The sequence below is a fragment of the Stenotrophomonas sp. T8 genome (genome assembly GCF_051853085.1).
Classification (GTDB): Bacteria; Pseudomonadota; Gammaproteobacteria; order Xanthomonadales; family Xanthomonadaceae; genus Stenotrophomonas; species Stenotrophomonas sepilia.
On record NZ_CP195329.1, the window covers coordinates 2,154,170 to 2,169,649 of the forward strand.

The window sequence follows — 15,480 nt, forward strand, 5'->3', positions numbered from 1 at the left end:
CACGCCGGCGCAGCCGGCCTCTACAAGGACCCTGCGATGAGCTACTCCCCCGACAACGCCCAGCTCGTGAATGCGCTGCAGAACGTCATGGTGATCTCCACCACCGACCTGCAGGGCAACATCACCTACGCCAATGACCTGTTCTGCACGCTCACCGGCTTCGCCCGCGAGGAACTGATCGGCCAGCCGCACAGCATCGTGCGCCACCCGGACGTGCCCAAGGCGGTCTACAAGGACATGTGGGACACCATCAAGGCCGGCAAGACCTGGACCGGCATCGTGCCCAACCTCGGCAAGGGCGGCGTGCTCTACGTGGTCGACACCACCGTGCAACCGCTGTTCGACGGCGACGGCAACATCACCTCCTACATCAGCATCCGCCGCGTGGTGAACGACCTGATGCAGAACTACGACCTGGTCGAGTTCAGCAAGGAAAAGTTCGACGACTTCTACGAGGCCGCGTGAACGCCCTCCCGACCAGTACGCCCTTCAGCCGCCTGCTCGTGGGATTCGCGTCCGAGTCGGGCAATGCCCGCGCCCTGGCCCAGCGCTTGGGCGCGGACCTGCAGCCGCACGCGCCGCAGGTGCTCCCGTTCAACGACATCGACGTGGCCAGTCTCGGCCACGGCGATGTGCTGCTGGCGATTTCCAGCTCGTTCGGCGATGGCGAACCGCCAGCCAACGGCGAACAGTTCTTCGAAACACTGCGCCAGACCCCGACGCTGGCTGGCCTGCGCTATGCGGTGTTCGGCCTTGGTGACACCGGCTACCCCAACTTCTGTGGCTTCACCAAGGCGCTGGATGCTGCGCTGAGCGAGCGCCAGGCGCAGCCGCTGCTGCACCGCGTGGACGCCGACCTGGGTTACGAGCAGTTCTTCCAGCAATGGCGGCCGGTGCTGGGCCAGGTGCTGGAGGGCGACCTCAACGCTGGCCACGACCTGCACCTGCAGGTCACCGCCTATGGCGAAGACAATGCCTTTGCCGCCCGCATTCTCGAACGTCGCCGCTTGAACAGCAGCGACCCCGCTGCCTGGCACCTGCAGCTGGACATCGCCGGCAGTGGCATGGCCTACCGCGCGGGTGACACCCTGCACGTGGTGCCGGAGAACGATCCTGCCCTGCTGCGGGCATTGGCCACCTGGTACGGCGACAGCACCGCCGTGGCCGCCCTGCACGACCGCGAGCTGCGCCTGCTGAGCAAGGGCGTGCTGCGCGAACTGGCCAGGCTCAGCGGCAGCGAGGGATTGAAGCGCCTGTTGAAGGTCAACCAGAAGCGCGAGCTCGACGCCTACCTGCATGGCCTGGACCTGCTGGACGTGCTGCAGGACCACGCCACGCCGGACGGCGTGCCGCTGGCCCGGCTGCGCGAGCTGCTGTCACCGCGGCTGCCGCGCGCCTATTCCATCGCCTCGCATCCGTGCCACGACCAGCTGAGCCTGTGCGTGCGCGAAGTGCGCTACACCCTGCGCGGCCGCGAGCGCTTCGGCACTGCCACCGGCAGCCTGCTGCATGGCGGCGACCACGCCCGGGTGTACTGCCGTTCCAACCCTGGCTTCCACCTGCCCGATACCGGCCAGGCACCGCTGCTGCTGGTCGGCACCGGCACCGGCATCGCACCGTTGATGGGCCTGATGCAGGAACTGCAGGCCAATGCCTGCGAACGCGAAGTGCACTTGGTGTTCGGCGAGAAGCACCGCCAGCACGACTATCTGTACCGCGACCAGCTGCAGGACTGGCACACGCGTGGCGTTCTGGCTGGCCTGCATACCGCGTTCTCGCGCGATGGCGTCGAAAAGGTCTATGTGCAGCATGTGCTGCAGCAGCGTGCCGCCGAAGTGCGCGACGTGTTGGCCCGGGGCGGGCATCTGTACCTGTGCGGCAACAAGCGCCACCTGGAAGGCGCGGTGCGCGAGGCCATCGATGCCATCGGTGGCGAAGGGCGCTGGGACGCGCTGCGCAATGAAGGCCGCACGCACTGTGAACTGTATTGATCCGTAGATCCTGTAGAGCCGAGCCCACGCTCGGCTGCTTTTCGCAACACCGCCAACAGCAGCCGAGCATGGGCTCGGCTCTACAGATGCAGGTCAATCGCCGACGATACGCCCGTCCACCATGCGCGCCACCTGCTGGCCGAACATGGCCACGTCCTGCGGATCGTGGCTGATCAACAACAACGGGATGCCGGTCTTGTCCAGCACCGCCTCCAACTCCTGGCGCAGGTGCTGGCGAAGGTCATGATCCAGCGCGGAGAACGGCTCATCCAACAGCAACGCCTGCGGTTGCGTCACCAGCGCCCGCGCCAGTGCGCTGCGCTGGCGCTGCCCGCCGGAAATCTGCGAGGGCAGCAGATCAGCCACGGTGTCGATGCGGAATGCCTGCAACCACTGCTCCACCGCATCGAAGCGCTGGCCCACGCGCGGATTCAACCACCCCTTCTCCAGCCCGAACGCCACGTTCTGGCGCACGCTCAGGTGCGGGAACAACGCGTAATCCTGGAACACATAGCCCAGCCGGCGGCGCTGCGGCGGCAGATCCACGCCGGTGGCCGCATCGAACAGGGTCTGCCCCTGCACGCGCACATGACCCTGGCCCGGCCGCAGCAGCCCGGCCACCGCCTTCAAGGTCAGGCTCTTGCCCGCGCCCGAAGGCCCGAACAACACCACCTGCCGCTGCGTGCACTGCAGCGATACGTCCAACACGAACTCCTGGCCGGCCGCCTGCAGGCGACGCTGCACCTGCAGGTCAAGCCACATCGCGCAGCTCCCGGCGACGCCCGCCCACCAGCCGCGCGGCCAGCAACAGGATCACGATGCAGACCACCGAGGTGAGAATCACCAGCGCATTGGCCTTGCCGTCCTGGCCGGCCTGTACCGCCTCGTAGATGGCGATCGACAACGTCTGCGTCCGGCCCGGAATGCTGCCGGCCACCATCAGCGTCGCGCCGAACTCGCCCATTGCGCGCGCAAACGCCAGCAGCAGGCCGGCGAGGATGCCGCGCCACGCCAGTGGCAGCGTGATGCGGAAAAACACCGCCACTTCGGACACACCCAGCGTGCGTGCGGCCTGCTCCAGCTGCCCGTCCACTTCCTCGAACGCCGCGCGTGCCGGCTTGAACACCAGCGGCAGCGAGGCCACCGCCGCAGCAATCACGGCCGCCTGCCAGGTGAACACCAGGTTGATGCCGAACCACGACTGCAGCCACGCACCGATCGGACCATTGCGACCGATCAACACCAGCAGGTAGTACCCCAGCACCGTCGGTGGCAGCACCATCGGCAGGGTCAGCAGCGCATCCAGCAGCTCGCGCCCGGGGAAGCGACGGCGGGCCAGCAACGCGCCCAGCGCCACGCCCAGCACCAGATTGATCGCGGTGGCCCAGCCGGCCACCTTCAGCGACAACCCCAGCGCGGTCCAGTCCAGATCCATGCCTCAGGGCTTGCCGAACCCGTGCTTGGCCAGAATCGCCTGGCCCTGCGGCGAACGCACGAAGGCAGCGAAGCGCCGTGCCTCTGCCGGCTGCGTACTGGCCCTGGTCACCGCCAGCGGATACGCAATGCGCCCGGACACCGGCACCGCGAACGCACGGCGCACCCGTTCGGGCATCGCCTGCGCGTCGGTGGCATAGACGAAGCCGGCATCCACTTCACCGCGCGCCACGTAATCCAGCGACTGACGCACGTTCTGCGTCGTGATGATCCTGCCCTGTACCAACGGCCACAGCCCGGCCGCTTCCAGCGCGCCCTTGGCGTAGCGGCCGACCGGCACGCTGTCCGGGTTGCCCAGTGCGATGCGCTGCACACCGGCACCGGCCAGGTCCTTCAGGGTACGCGGCGCCGCCTTGGCCTGCGGCGGCACCACCACCCACAGCGCGTTCACCGCGAACACCTCACGAGTGCCGGGCGCGAGCAGGGCCCGCTGCTGGGCCTGGTCCATGGTGGTTTCGTCGGCCGAGGCGAACACATCCACCGGCGCGCCACGGCCGATCTGCTGCAGCAGCACGCCGGACGCGGCGAAGTTGAAATCGACCTTGGTTCCCTGATGCGCCATTTCGTAGGCCGCGCCCAGTTCACGGAAGCTCTCGGTCAGGCTCGATGCCGCCGAAACGGTCAGCGTGGCCGCCCAGGCCGGCACCGTGGCCAGCAGTCCCAGCAACAACAGCCCCGCTCGCATCATGGGTCGGCCCCTCGCTTGCCTGATCAGTCCAGTCCGGATTCCCGGGCCACGGCCAACGCCGCCAGCCGTTCGGGTTGCAGCAACAGCATCTCACGTTGGTTCACCGCAATCACACCCTCGTCGCTCAGCCGGCGCAGCACCCGGCTCACCGTCTCCGGCGCCATCCGCAGGTAGTTGGCGATCTCGGTACGGGCCATGCTCAGGTTGAAACGGGTGGCAGAGAAACCGCGCCGGGCATAGCGCTCGGAAAGATCCAGCAGGAACGCTGCCATGCGCTCCTCGGTGCGATGGTTGGCCGCCAGCGTGGCGACCTTGCCGATCTCGGCGCTGAGCAGGCTGAACAGCCGCGCCTGCAACCCCGGCATGCGCGTGGCCAGCAGGCTCAATCGCGGAAACGAGATCCGGCACAGGTAGACCGTATCCAGTGCCACCGCATTGCAGGGGAAGCGCGCGCCATGGATGGCGTTGAGCCCGATCACCTCGCCGGGCAGGCTGAACCCCAGTACCTGCTCGTTGCCCTGGCTGTCATCGACGAAGGTCTTGACCATGCCGGCGCGGACCGCTGCGATCGAGTCGAACGGATCGCCTGCACGGAAGAGATAGTCGCCAGCCTGGAACGGACCGACGTGGTCGACCAGCACATGCAACTCGCCCAGCGCAGCCTTGTCGTAGCCCTGCGACATGCAGGCGTCGGAGAACGCACAGGTACTGCAGAAGTGCAGCGCGTCGCCGTCATCGGCCGCTGCCGGATTGGGCGTGGCCGGTCGGGACGCAGAGGGTGCGGAGGGGTTCAGGGGCATTGCAGCAACGCAGGAACGAAGGCGCCCATCATACGACAGCGTGCCAGCCGGCCCTGCGCATCATGCGCCTACTCCGGCGCAGGTTCAGCGCGTCGCTGCGGGCCACGCTGCCGCATGCTGTCGCGCACGTCCACATCGAACTGCAGCTGCAACATGCTGTCGTCATCCAGGGCGATACCGAAGCCCAGCCCATCCCGGCAGGGCAGCCTGCCCGCCAGCGACTCAACGGCTTGGCGAGGCAGTACCAACCGGCAGAATGTCCCGCCATCGAGCAGCACTGCCTGATCGCCGGCATGCAGCGACAGCGCTACGCCCCAGCCGCCGCTGCCGCCGAAGCGGGTCAGGTTCTCGAGTGACTCGCCGGCCAGCAAGCGTGCCAGCTCTTCCTCATCCACGCGCAGGCGCATCGATTGCTGTTGCAGCTGGACCTTCATGCTGTGATGGACTCCCACTCTGATGGCGTATTGCAGTTGAGCAGCAACGCCTGATCCTCGGGTGCCAATGGCAATCGGGTCACGCCCAGGCGTTCCTGCAGGGCGCGCAGTGAACGTCGCGCCATCGGATCATCAATCAAGTCCCGCAGCACGCGGCGGCAATGATCATCGATCTGCAACCGCATCGGCAACGGTTCATCGTCGAACACCGTGCAGGCACGCGCTTGATCGGCCTGCAGCCGTTGCAACAGCGCGGGTGTCACCCGCGGCGTATCCACCGGCACCACCCAGACCGGCCCGTCAGGCATCTGCAACGCCACGCTGTAGAGGCCGCCCAGCGGGCCGCAGCGTGCGACCTGGTCCGGGATTCCGCCAAACGCCGGGTAGTTGCCGCTGACCCATACCTCGCGCGCGCCCGCCTGCTTCAACAGGCCGCGCATGTGTTCCAGCAATGTGCGGCCCTGCCAGGGCAGCAGTGCCTTGTCGCGGCCCATGCGGGCGGACAGGCCACCGGCCAGCACGATGCCGTTGATCCTCATCGCAGTAGAGCCACGCCATGCGTGGCTGCGTCGGCCGGATTCATCGGGAGAGCCTCATCCACGCACGGCGTGGATCTACTGGACCCGACGCTCCCCGAAGGGCGCGGTCAATGCCCGTGGTCATGTGTGTGGTCATCGGCATGTGCGGATGAGCTGTCCGCATGGCACAGGCTGCAACCTTCGCTCCACTGGCTGTCGCCGTCCTCGTAATGCTCCTGCTTCCAGATCGGGCACTGGTGCTTCACCACCTCGATCAACTGCCGGCAGGCGCGGAACGCCTCGTCACGGTGCGGGCTGCCGACGGCCACCACCACCGCCACATCGCCGATGCCGAGCCGGCCCTTGGCATGGGCCACATACAGCTTCAGCTTCGGCCCGAACGTCGCTTCGACCTCGGCGGCCAGGCGCTTGAACTCGTTCAGCACCAGCGGTTCGAACAGATCGTAGGTGATCCCGGTCACCCGCCGGCCCACATTGACGTCGCGCACCTTGCCGATGAACACATCGATGCCGCCGAAGCCCGGATCGGAGACCGCGGCGATGCCCTCGGCCGGATCGATCGCCGCCTGCGCGCGGTCCACGACCTTGGCGATGATCTTCTCGCTCATCGGTCAGCCTCCACTTACCGGTGGCAGGATCGCCACCCGGCCATCGTCCGGCAGCGCGTCGTGGTCGCGCAGCACCTGTTGCTGGTCGGCGAATGCCGAATAATCCAGCAGGCCGGCACGGAATCCCGGCCAACGCACCGGCAGCAGCTCGCGCAGCGCCTGGCGCAGATCGGCCACGGTGCTGCCAGCCACCTCCACCGCGATCTCGCGGCTGGCATCCAGATCGGAAAACGCACCGAACAACTGCAGATTCACCTGTTTCATCACGGCTCCTGGCTCGCCAGCTGCACCGGGTCCTGATGACCCCAGCCCTGCACACGCACCGGCGTGCCGGCAGGGGCCAGACCGCCCTCGCCTTCCAGCACCACCCAGGCGTTGGCCTGCAGCATGGACATCAAACGGAACGACTCCTGCCCGGCCAGCACGCGCGCACTCAGGCGACCCTGCGCGTCCACTTCCACCCGCGCCCGCGCGTGGAAGCGCAGGCCCGGCGGCGTGCGCACGTCGGCCTGCAGCGGCAGCGTCAGCACCGGCTCCGGTGACAGCCCCAGCAGGCGGCGCAGCACCGGCTCGACGAAGAAGCGCTGGCCCACGGCAGCGGAGACCGGGTTGCCCGGCAGGCCGAAATACAGCACGCCATTGGGCAGCACCGCAAACAGCAACGGCTTGCCGGGGCGGATCGCTACCTTGTGGAACACGATGCGCGCACCCCGTCCACGCAGCGCGTCGGGAACGAAATCGTACCGGCCGGCCGACACCGCGCCGGTGCTGATCAACAGCTGCGCACCCGCATCCAGCGCTGCATCCAGCACCGCATTGAACGCGGCCACGTCGTCGCCCACCGTGCCCTGCCAGACCACCTCGGCACCGGCGGCCTGCAGGCGGCCAACCAGGTACGGCCGGTTGCTGTCACGAATCTGCCCGGACGCCAGCGTCTGCGCCGCCTCGGTCACCAGCTCCTTGCCGGTGGCGATCACTGCGGCCCTTGGCCTTGCCACCACCGCCACCTCGCCCACGCCGATCGCATGCAGCAGGGTGCGCGCGTTGATATCCAGCACCTGCCCGGCCTGCAGCACGCGCTCGCCGTCGCTTACATCCTCGCCACGCAGGCGCACGTTCTGGCCCGGCTTCACCAATGCCTTCAGGGCAATGCGGGTCGGGCGGCCGTCCTCGCTGGCGAGGATCTCCACATTCTCGACCGGCACCACCGTGTCCAGCCCGACCGGCATGCGCGCGCCGGTCATGATTTCCCAGGCACCCTCGCCGCCTTCGGCACCGGCATCGCCGGCCGCCTGCCAGCCCTGCACCCCGAATTCGGTACCAGCTTCGAATGCCACGCCGTTGGCGCGCAGCGCGAAGCCGTCCATTGCCGAATTGTCGAACGGCGGCAACGACTGCCCGCTGTGGATGTCACCGGCCAGAGTGCGGCCGCCGGCCTCATTCAGCGGCAGATGTTCGGCCGGCAGCGGCATGGCCGCGTCCAGCAGGTGCTGCAAGGCTTCGCTATAGGCAATCATCAGTGGCCACCACCCTCGACCATTGCCAGTGCGTGGCCCAGTACCGGCGCCAGGATGTCCAGGCACTGCGCCGCCGCCTTCGGGCTGCCCGGCAATGCAAACACCAGCATGTTGCCCAGCTGCACCACCTCGGCGCGGCTCAGCCAGGCCATCGGCGTGTGCTGTGCGCTGAGTGCCCGCACCATCTGCGCCAGGCCATGCACCGGCCGCGCATTCAACGAACGCAGCGCCTCCGGGGTCAGGTCACGCGGGCCCAGCCCGGTACCACCGGTACACAGGCACAGGCGCACGCCCTCGGCGGCCAAGGCCTGCAGGCGGCCCGCCAACGGCTCGATGCCATCGGGCAGTACCTCGGCGGCTACCACCTCGCCCCCCAGCTTCTTCAGCCCGGTCACCAGGGTCGGGCCAGAGATATCCTCATAGGTGCCTTCGCTGGCGCGATCGCTCAGCGTGATCACCGCGCAGGCCGCGCCCTGCAGCCCCTTCGGCGCACGCGGCTTGAACCGCTCGCGCTCGGCCTCGTCCATGCCGTCCGGGTGCAGCCAGACACCGCGCTTGCCGCCTTCCTTGAACAGCAGGCGGATACCTTCGATGCGCAGCGCCGGTTCCACCGGCTTGCTCAGGTCGTACAGGGTCAGCAGCGCCGCGTTGACGCCGGCCAGTGCCTCCATCTCGACGCCGGTGCGCGCCTCGCTGGCGCACTCGCACCACACGCGGATCGCCTGCCTTTCCGGCACCGGTGCGCAGAACACCTGCACCAGTTCCAGCGGCAGCGGGTGGCACAGCGGCATCAGCATCGAGGCCATCTTGGCGCCCTGCAGGCCGGCAATCTCGGCCATCACCAGCGCATCGCCTTTGGGCAGGCGGCGCTCGACGATCAGCGGATAGGCCACTGGACCGGCATGCAACTCGCCCACCGCCACCGCACGGCGGCGGGTGATGCGCTTGTCACGGACATCGGCCATATGGAAGGCCGCATTCAATTCCCCACTCATCGTGTTGCTCATCCTCCGATGGAGGCCAGGTGCGGGGTCAGCCCGGTCTGGCCCTGGTGCAGTCCATGCCCGGCCGCTTTCAGGCCAAGCTGGGTGGTGATGCGTGCCAGCAGCGCGTCTTGGTCCTCGTCGCGCTGCAGCAACGGGCGCAGCGGTACGCCGAACTCGCCGAACAGGCACAGCCGCAGGTCGCCCTTGGCGGTCACCCGCAGGCGGTTGCAGCCCTTGCAGAAGTCACGCGAATACGGCGCGATGATGCCGATGCTGCCGCGATGGTCGGGGTGGCCGAACTCGCGCGCCGGGCCGGCATCGGCCGCGCGCGGGCGCTCGTGCCAGCCAGCGGCCAGCAGCTGCTCGATCACCCGATCGGCGCGCAGATGGTGGCGCTGGAAATAGGCTTCGTTGTCGCCGGTGCGCATCAGTTCGATGAAGCGCACGCTGAAGGGGCGGTTGCGCAGGTACTCCATCCACTGCGGCAGCTCGTCGTCGTTCAGGCCGCGCAGCAGCACCGCGTTGAGCTTGATGGACGGCAGGCCCAGCGCCTGCGCCAGCGCCAGGCCCTGCTGGATCTCCGGCAGGCGGTCGTGCCCGGTGATGGTGTGGAAACGCTCGCGTTGCAGGCTGTCCATGCTCACGTTCAGCGCGGTCAGGCCGGCCCGGTGCCAGCCCGGCAGGCGCCGCGGCAGCAGCGTGCCATTGGTGGTGATGGCCACCTTGCGGATTCCCGGCACCGCCGCCACGGTGGCGATGATCTCGTCCAGATCCCTGCGCAGGCTGGGCTCGCCGCCGGTCAGGCGGATCTTGCTCATGCCCAGCGCCGCAAAGGCCCGCACTAGGCGGCCGATCTCCTCCACCTGCAGGAAACGCGGGCGGCCGTCGGCCTGGTACCCGTCGGGCAGGCAGTAGCTGCACCGGAAGTTGCAGGCTTCGGTGAGCGACAAGCGCAGGTACGGAAAGCTGCGTCCGAAGCTGTCGGTGAGTTGGCTCATGGCTGTTCCGCCTCCTGGTACCACCCTGCAGCCCTGCCCCTGAACGGGTTGTCGACCCCAGCCCGCAGAGTGCGCTGGGGCGTTGAAAGCGTCAACCCGTGAGCCACGCAGCCTGAATTGGCACCGCCTGTCGTGATAGGCCCTCCTCGCCCGTCCCGTTCGCCGTGACAACCTCGACACCTGTCGCAGATTGCACGTTGCAGGCGGATCACTACGCCAGCCAGCACCGGCGGGGCTTAACAGCGTAGGACAATGTCAAAAGCGTCTCCAATCGAGTGATGTTTACAACTCTTCTGATTGGCATTGCACAGCGCCAAGGGCTCAGATGGCGTGCCACCGGAAATAGGTGGCCGGGCTTCGAACACCCGAGTTGATGTTGATGTATGCGCTTGCCAGCCGGCGCCACCTTAGCGTGGCGCCGGCTGGCAATCCGTCTGCCGGCTATGGCGGGCGGTGCGTGGGGGCCTTCGGGCCCGCCGGACTGACATCAACCCGGTGTTCGAACCACGTACCGCCCGCCACTTTTATGGGTGGCGGCTACCGATTGCCCTGCACGGAGCCTTGCCATGAACGAATCGGACTTCCCGCATCTGCACGCCTACCGCAACACCGCCGGCGACGACGGTGCGCCACAGGCTGCGCCAACAGTGGACAGGAACACCTTCATTGCCAACCTCCACCGCATCGGCTCCGGTGCTGCGGCCGACGGGCAACCCTGGCCGGAGCGTCACCAGCTGCCCGGGCGCTGCCTGGCCCTGGCCGACGCCGATTGCGCGTTGAGCGGGTTGCGGGTGGTGCTGGAAATGCTGCTGGCGGCCGAACGCACCCGTCAGAACGGCGAACCCGGGCAGTACGTGGGCGACCGGGTGATGGAGGGGTTGGTCATGGCCTGCCAGTCGTTGTGCGCCCACGCGGTGGGGCGGTTACAGCCCGAAGGGTGAATGTCATGTGCAACGGACTTCAACGAGAACCGCCTTCCACCCGACATGCCAGCGGCGTAGCGCCCTTCGCCGAGGGAATCGCGAGTGCATTCCAGCGCTCGGCCAAGGTGCGTTCGACGCGGACAGAAAATGACCGTGCCTCGGCGGGCATCTTCCCTTCAGAGAAGCCGATAGCTATCTCGAAGCGATCCAATCCGAGGTTCCCCGCCTCCAGTCCCGAGCCATCTTCCCGCTTCACTCCGACGTAGACGACAGGGCGCTTCACGTCCACCTTTGCCCTGGCAAGCTGGCGATCCAATTCAGCGCTGCCATCGAAGTACTGCATTCCTTCGTCCTTGGCGATAGAGCTGAGGGTCTGCTTGAACCGATTCACGCCCTCTTGGTCATGCACGCAGAACTGGATCATCTTGAAGGGCCGCTTTCCTACAGCCCATGCGCCGCCAGAGAATCCAAGTCCGACTCCAATCAGAAGTAGTGCTGTCAGGATCCTCACCATCATCAAGGCCCCAGTTTGCAGAGTGTGGCGGACAACGTCGCCGCAGGGCCAAAAATCATGACCCCAAACACATCTCCGCTCGGTCTTCTCAGGCCGCTTCCCTTGGATGAGGGAGACCTTGTCGGGGGTGAGGAATCTTGGCACGGAATGTCCTTCAGGGCACTGCACCCGCCATCGGCAGATGCTCGATCCGCCATGTCCTGGCGTAGATGAGAATGACGCTTCCGGTCGAGGTGGTCTCGATACGGAAACACTTCAGGCCGGACAACGGATAGCCGACCGCCTTCCAACGAAGATGAGCAAGCCCCGGCTCGTCGTCCTCGACCCTGGCGAACTCTATTCCCTCCTCCCCCAGTACGCCGAAGTTCATGAGCGCCGAGCACCCGTAGGCTTCCGAGAAGCAGACGCTTGCCTGCCGGCCGTCCGGCCAGCGCACGTGGACCCTTACCTCGTCGCATACGCCAGGTTTGCTCCTATCAATGTTGATGGCCAGCATCGTGGCGTCACACCATTCGAGCAAGTTGAAATCTTCATTCATCCACTGGAATCCGTCAGATGCATACCACGGAGGTGCGACCCCGGTCGCCCCTTCCTCTCTCTCACCGCTCCTGAAGCTCCCCAAGATTGAGATCCCGGGCCTAGGACCGCCGACTACTGAGCTGCACCGGCTTGGATGCGAACCTCCGGCCATCCCTGCATTCAACGGCGAATTGGTAGCTCTGGGGTTCCGGCCCTGCAACGACCATCATGGGGACCGAGAATGTGCTTCCAACCGGTTTCGACGAAACTACACCTTCGCCCTCCCCGAGCATGCTCAGCTCACAATCGAGAGCGCGAACGTCACCCTGACCTGGCGGCACGCTTCCCGAGACGCGCACGATCATATCGCCACCCAATGTTGCACAGCCGGCCAGAACCAGACCGGCAACGACAGCTGCGGCACACCTCACCTTTGGCATCCCCGAATCCTCAGTACGCACTGCGACGTCTCACGCCGATAGCCATTCAGGGACGCATCAATCTCATCAATAGATACCCGCCATGATACGAATATAGTCGTCGAGCGAATCCACCCGCCGATCGACTGCAATACCACGTTCTTTTGCGAGCGATTGAAGCTCGAATATCAACACCCCATACCCCGAGTCCCAACCATGAGCTTCACCAGGCGACAGTTCCTTCGAAAATCGATCTCCAGGACGGAGCTTCCCGGAGGGCAAACGAAGCTCGTCTGCAACATGCTCCAGCAGCTCCACTACGGTTTCCTGTTCCAGGCCACTCTCCGCATAGTATCGGTCATAGAAGCCAGTTGGCGACAGCGCCTCTCTTTCTCTCAGGCTTTCCTTCATTTCCATTCGCCTCTATCCACCGCCTGCGCTGCAGCCACAATAGAGCATGGAGCCGATATCCCATAGGTCCTCCCGCACAGTCGTCACCGCGGCCCAGCAATCTTCCTGCCGAACGCCAGGGTGCTTAAAGCTTGCCGGACCATCCGATCTTCTTACACGGCCCTCCCATTCGTGAACACGGACCAGTGGCAAGGTCGATTTGGCACATACCCGAACCCACACGACGCTCGGCCGGAAAGTGCCGAATCAGGCACCGGGAAAGGAGACCGCCACGTGCCACTCACGCATCTCGCTTACTGGGTGAGACCGCCCAGCCAACTATAATTTTATTCCGCTGTAAACAAGGCCCAGCTCTTCATCGCGCATGACCCAGCGGCCAACATTTCCCTCCGGACACAGATAGAACTTGCCGCCATAGCTTGACGCTCGCGACCACGCGTTGCGGGCAAACTGAGGAAATCTCCGCATGACTCGCGCGTCGGACATCTCCGGCCTGCTCACCAGCCTACATTCTTCGGGCAAAGCAAGAGCCCCGCTGGTCAGGCGGAAAACCAGCCACGACTCATTTGTGTCCATGTCGTGCGACTCGCGTATGTTGACTGCGTCCTCAGGCAACCATGAAGGCAACCATTTCGATTCACCGATTGCTTGCCTTGAGACGGCTTGATTGCGGTCTGCATACTCTGTGCTGGCAACTTCCATGCAACCACAAAGTGCGATTGACAGCGTCACGATTGGGAGCAGCTTGGGAGCGTACATCTGAGGCATCCGAGTCATCAGCAAGGGAAGTTTCCACCGGGGTCGATAGCTCCCGCACATCTGCGAGCAACTCCCCGTACGGCTCATTTGCCCAGATGATCGTCCGAGGCGGATTGCCAGCTGATCCGCAGCGGAGTCAGCGGTGGAGTCGCCCTTGGTGTTTTGATCGAACCACTATAGTTGTAAAACAACCCGCTCGCATCCGTGGCTGCTGGCCCGGGAAGCGCAACGCCAGTTCGAACGCCACACCATCGCCATCCGGATCGGCACTCGGAATCTGGCTGCCGAACACCTCGCTCTTGTTGCTCCACTCCCAGATCGCGACATCACGCGCTGGATCGATCACCACGCGCGGCGTGCCCAGATGATCCGGCACGCCGGTAGCCGGCACATTGATCAGCGCCACCGGGTAGTTGTCCAGCCAGATGGCCTGCTGCTCCGCCTGGCCGGTGCCCGAGTAGTTGCCCAGCCACTGCCCTGCTTCGTCGTACAGGGTGATCTGCGCTACGCCACAACCCGAGGTAGGCAGCACGCGCACGCCGCGATGGTTGTAACCGTAGCCCTCAACTGTGGCGTCACCCAACTTCACCGAGCTCATGCGGTTGGCATCGTTGCAGGTGAAAGAGAAGCCCCGCGTGAGCGGGGCTTCGGATATGCAGCTCACTTAAATTCCTCCTGCACCAAGAAACAGGAGCATCAGCAGAATAAATAATTGCAGCGCCGCAACGATGATGGCTAACCATTTCGGAATCCTGCTCGCGAACAAAAACATGATCACGTTAAGCCCTACAAACATAGCCGGTATTGCAACGTAAAATTTCGCGCCTCCAAGATACGGATATGGGAAGCCTCTCACAGCACCCGGGTAGCCAGGAGCATCTCGTCCTGCGACAGCAATGAATCCCAAAATAGATTTTACGAACCATACGAGCAGAAACAGAGCGAACACCAATCGGCGCCTTGAGCCCTTCTTTAGCACATTATTCATGGCCCCAAAGACCTCGCAGCGCGGGAACCGAGATACTCAAAAATCATCGACCCCATAAGCTGATTCATGATCGGATTCGGCCCGATAACAGCTCCAACGATATGCGCACCCACCACACCGCTCCTCTGTTGAATTGAAATAGTGACCGATCCGCCAAATTGGTGACCTGGCAAAGCCACATTCTTGATGGTTCTCCCGCAAGGATCAACGGTCTGATTGATCGGATTTCCTTTTATCAGACCTGGCAGCACAAGGTAGCGGCTTCCGTCTTGCTGGCCCGGGAAGCGCAACGCCAGTTCGAACGCCACACCATCACCATCCGGATCGGCACTCGGAATCTGGTTGCCGAATACCTCGCTCTTGTTGCTCCACTCCCAGATCGCGACATTCCGCATCGGGTCAATCACCACGCGCGGCGTGCCCAGATGATCCGGCTGCACGTAGGTCAGTTCGGGCACACCGGTGCCCGGCACATTGATCAACGCCACTAGGTAGTTGTCTAGCCAGATGGCCTGCTGCTCCGCCAGGCCGGTGGCCGAGTAGCTGCCCAGCCACCGCCCTGCTTCGTCATACAGGGTGATCTGCGCTACGCCACCGGCCCGGGTACGCAGCACGCGCTCGCCGCGATGGTTGTAACCGTAGCTTTCCAGCACGGCATCACCCTGCCTCACCGCGTTCATGCGGTTCGCATCGTTGTAGATGAACGTCTTGCTACCGAAGCTGGAGTGTTGCCCGCTGCGTCATGGCTGCTACCTCGCCATCCACCGCAGCCAGGCGATGGCTGGTTGGGGGATAGGTGTAGCTGGCGGTGCCTGCCGAAGTGGTCAGCGGGGTGCGATTACCGGTGGAGTCATAATTCTCAAGCCCCCTCTTCGAAGAGGGGGTTGAAAAG

The 15,480-nt window shown here is 65.1% G+C and carries 19 protein-coding genes and 2 pseudogenes; 3 read left to right on the forward strand and 18 right to left on the reverse strand.

Features of this window, described 5'->3' with window-relative positions; translation table 11 throughout:
- The first annotated feature begins 36 nt into the window (after positions 1-36).
- Both ACSDHM_RS10100 and ACSDHM_RS10105 read left to right on the forward strand, forming a co-directional pair.
- Positions 37-465, forward strand: coding sequence for a PAS domain-containing protein (locus ACSDHM_RS10100; protein WP_069138376.1), 429 nt, complete (start codon positions 37-39; stop codon positions 463-465).
- Complete coding sequence (locus ACSDHM_RS10105; protein ID WP_072167568.1) at positions 462-1,991, forward strand: diflavin oxidoreductase; 1,530 nt, start codon at positions 462-464, stop codon at positions 1,989-1,991. The genes ACSDHM_RS10100 and ACSDHM_RS10105 overlap by 4 nt, the downstream gene beginning before the upstream one ends.
- A 93-nt stretch (positions 1,992-2,084) precedes the next feature.
- On the opposite strand, the gene ACSDHM_RS10110 is transcribed toward ACSDHM_RS10105, so the two are convergent.
- From ACSDHM_RS10110 to moaA, 11 genes are all read right to left on the reverse strand, one after another.
- Positions 2,085-2,753 carry a sulfate/molybdate ABC transporter ATP-binding protein gene (locus ACSDHM_RS10110; protein WP_227837670.1) on the reverse strand — a complete coding sequence of 223 codons (669 nt, stop codon included), beginning with the start codon at positions 2,751-2,753 and terminating at the stop codon, positions 2,085-2,087.
- Positions 2,743-3,426: a molybdate ABC transporter permease subunit gene (modB, locus tag ACSDHM_RS10115; protein WP_439426943.1), complete on the reverse strand. Its 684-nt coding sequence runs from the start codon at positions 3,424-3,426 to the stop codon at positions 2,743-2,745. Before modB ends, ACSDHM_RS10110 begins: the two co-directional genes overlap by 11 nt.
- 3 nt (positions 3,427-3,429) lie before the next feature.
- Positions 3,430-4,173, reverse strand: coding sequence for a molybdate ABC transporter substrate-binding protein (gene modA / locus ACSDHM_RS10120; RefSeq protein ID WP_334271369.1), 744 nt, complete (start codon positions 4,171-4,173; stop codon positions 3,430-3,432).
- 23 nt (positions 4,174-4,196) lie between these two features.
- The gene (locus ACSDHM_RS10125) at positions 4,197-4,973 is read right to left on the reverse strand and encodes a helix-turn-helix domain-containing protein (protein ID WP_065196412.1); all 777 of its coding nucleotides are present in this window, start codon (positions 4,971-4,973) and stop codon (positions 4,197-4,199) included.
- Between the two features lie 68 nt (positions 4,974-5,041).
- A complete protein-coding gene (locus tag ACSDHM_RS10130) occupies positions 5,042-5,407 on the reverse strand; it encodes a hypothetical protein (RefSeq protein ID WP_111008040.1) in 366 nt (121 codons plus the stop codon).
- Positions 5,404-5,946, reverse strand: a complete 543-nt coding sequence (gene mobA / locus ACSDHM_RS10135; RefSeq protein ID WP_438914542.1) for a molybdenum cofactor guanylyltransferase — start codon at positions 5,944-5,946, stop codon at positions 5,404-5,406. The genes ACSDHM_RS10130 and mobA overlap by 4 nt, the downstream gene beginning before the upstream one ends.
- A gap of 107 nt (positions 5,947-6,053) precedes the next feature.
- Positions 6,054-6,554 carry a molybdenum cofactor biosynthesis protein MoaE gene (locus tag ACSDHM_RS10140; RefSeq protein ID WP_111008038.1) on the reverse strand — a complete coding sequence of 167 codons (501 nt, stop codon included), beginning with the start codon at positions 6,552-6,554 and terminating at the stop codon, positions 6,054-6,056.
- A gap of 3 nt (positions 6,555-6,557) precedes the next feature.
- The gene (locus ACSDHM_RS10145) at positions 6,558-6,818 is read right to left on the reverse strand and encodes a MoaD/ThiS family protein (RefSeq protein ID WP_111008037.1); all 261 of its coding nucleotides are present in this window, start codon (positions 6,816-6,818) and stop codon (positions 6,558-6,560) included.
- Positions 6,818-8,071, reverse strand: coding sequence for a molybdopterin molybdotransferase MoeA (locus ACSDHM_RS10150; RefSeq protein WP_438914541.1), 1,254 nt, complete (start codon positions 8,069-8,071; stop codon positions 6,818-6,820). The genes ACSDHM_RS10145 and ACSDHM_RS10150 overlap by 1 nt, the downstream gene beginning before the upstream one ends.
- Positions 8,071-9,066, reverse strand: a complete 996-nt coding sequence (gene moaCB / locus ACSDHM_RS10155; RefSeq protein ID WP_065177645.1) for a bifunctional molybdenum cofactor biosynthesis protein MoaC/MoaB — start codon at positions 9,064-9,066, stop codon at positions 8,071-8,073. Before moaCB ends, ACSDHM_RS10150 begins: the two co-directional genes overlap by 1 nt.
- 8 nt (positions 9,067-9,074) lie before the next feature.
- Positions 9,075-10,055, reverse strand: a complete 981-nt coding sequence (moaA, locus tag ACSDHM_RS10160) for a GTP 3',8-cyclase MoaA (protein ID WP_439426944.1) — start codon at positions 10,053-10,055, stop codon at positions 9,075-9,077.
- A gap of 566 nt (positions 10,056-10,621) precedes the next feature.
- Here moaA and ACSDHM_RS10165 point away from each other — a divergent pair.
- On the forward strand, positions 10,622-10,996 hold the full coding sequence (locus ACSDHM_RS10165; protein WP_072167559.1) for a hypothetical protein: 375 nt from the start codon (positions 10,622-10,624) through the stop codon (positions 10,994-10,996).
- A gap of 19 nt (positions 10,997-11,015) precedes the next feature.
- On the opposite strand, the gene ACSDHM_RS10170 is transcribed toward ACSDHM_RS10165, so the two are convergent.
- The 7 genes and pseudogenes from ACSDHM_RS10170 to ACSDHM_RS10200 form a co-directional block, all read right to left on the reverse strand.
- A complete protein-coding gene (locus ACSDHM_RS10170) occupies positions 11,016-11,495 on the reverse strand; it encodes a hypothetical protein (RefSeq protein WP_227837675.1) in 480 nt (159 codons plus the stop codon).
- Positions 11,496-11,646: 151 nt separating this feature from the next.
- On the reverse strand, positions 11,647-12,030 hold the full coding sequence (locus ACSDHM_RS10175) for a hypothetical protein (RefSeq protein ID WP_439426945.1): 384 nt from the start codon (positions 12,028-12,030) through the stop codon (positions 11,647-11,649).
- 487 nt (positions 12,031-12,517) lie between these two features.
- The gene (locus ACSDHM_RS10180) at positions 12,518-12,847 is read right to left on the reverse strand and encodes a hypothetical protein (protein WP_111008031.1); all 330 of its coding nucleotides are present in this window, start codon (positions 12,845-12,847) and stop codon (positions 12,518-12,520) included.
- Positions 12,848-13,159: 312 nt separating this feature from the next.
- Positions 13,160-13,600 (reverse strand): hypothetical protein, encoded by a 441-nt coding sequence (locus tag ACSDHM_RS10185; RefSeq protein ID WP_439426946.1) that lies wholly within the window; start codon positions 13,598-13,600, stop codon positions 13,160-13,162.
- Positions 13,601-13,776: 176 nt separating this feature from the next.
- Positions 13,777-14,225, reverse strand: a pseudogene (locus tag ACSDHM_RS10190) (RHS repeat-associated core domain-containing protein); the annotation flags it as partial.
- 39 nt (positions 14,226-14,264) lie between these two features.
- Positions 14,265-14,549 (reverse strand): hypothetical protein, encoded by a 285-nt coding sequence (locus ACSDHM_RS10195; RefSeq protein WP_439426947.1) that lies wholly within the window; start codon positions 14,547-14,549, stop codon positions 14,265-14,267.
- Positions 14,550-14,857: 308 nt separating this feature from the next.
- Positions 14,858-15,443, reverse strand: a pseudogene (locus ACSDHM_RS10200) (RHS repeat-associated core domain-containing protein); the annotation flags it as partial.
- Positions 15,444-15,480 lie beyond the last annotated feature (37 nt).